This is a genomic window from Vibrio sp. 1249-1, assembly GCF_033340495.1.
This window is the reverse complement of sequence record NZ_JAWOWJ010000102.1, coordinates 1-1,135: the sequence shown is the minus strand read 5'-3', so window position 1 is coordinate 1,135 and position 1,135 is coordinate 1. Positions and strand designations below refer to the sequence as shown.

Annotated in this window: 1 protein-coding gene; it reads left to right on the top strand. The window is 46.7% G+C overall.

Features of this window, described 5'->3' with window-relative positions; translation table 11 throughout:
* Positions 1-1,135, top strand: a 1,135-nt coding sequence (locus R7Z50_RS24555) for a helicase-related protein (protein WP_318149357.1), incomplete at both ends; no start/stop codon positions are given.

Below are 1,135 nucleotides of genomic sequence, written 5' to 3'. Positions count from 1 at the left end.
GCGTTACACGATTTACCCGAAAACGCACTACGTGACGCCCCGCAACCGTATTCTCGAAGCGATAGAAAGCATCAAAGTTGAGCTCGAAGTACGCAAGAAACAATTACTAGAGAATAACAAGCTAATAGAAGAGCAGCGCATTAGCCAGCGTACACAGTTTGATATCGAGATGATGAATGAGCTCGGTTTCTGCTCTGGTATCGAAAACTACTCACGTTATCTCAGTGGTCGTTCTGAGGGTGAGCCGCCTCCAACCTTGTTCGATTACTTGCCTCATGATGGTTTGCTTATCATCGATGAGTCCCACGTGACTGTACCGCAGATTGGTGCGATGTATAAAGCTGACCGTTCACGTAAAGAAACTCTGGTTGAGTTTGGTTTCCGCTTACCATCGGCGTTGGACAACCGTCCTCTAAAATTTGAAGAATTTGAGTCTCTTGCTCCGCAAACTATTTTCGTCTCGGCGACGCCGGGTAATTATGAGCTAGAGAAATCGGCAGGTGAAATTGCGGATCAAGTCGTGCGTCCTACTGGCTTGCTGGATCCAATACTCGAAGTTCGACCAGTCGCGACTCAGGTCGATGATCTGTTGTCTGAAATTCGTATTCGTGCCGCCAAAGAGGAACGTGTTCTTGTTACGACTCTGACCAAACGAATGGCGGAAGATTTAACGGAATATCTGCATGAGCATGATGTTCGTGTTCGTTATCTTCACTCCGACATCGACACGGTAGAGCGCGTCGAGATCATTCGAGATTTGCGCTTAGGCGAGTTCGATGTCTTAGTGGGTATCAACTTGCTTCGAGAAGGTTTGGATATGCCGGAAGTCTCGCTGGTGGCAATTTTGGATGCCGACAAAGAAGGTTTCTTGCGTTCAGAACGTTCACTCATTCAGACGATAGGTCGTGCTGCACGAAACATTGAGGGTAAAGCGATTCTCTATGCGGATAGCATTACAAAATCGATGAAAAAAGCGATGGATGAAACCAATCGTCGTCGTGAGAAGCAGCAAGCGTACAACGAGAAAATGGGCATTACGCCGCAAGCGTTAAAACGTAATATCAAGGATATTATGGAATTGGGCGACATTACTAAGTCCAAACGTCAACGCAATACTAAGCAAGTGCCACTGTCT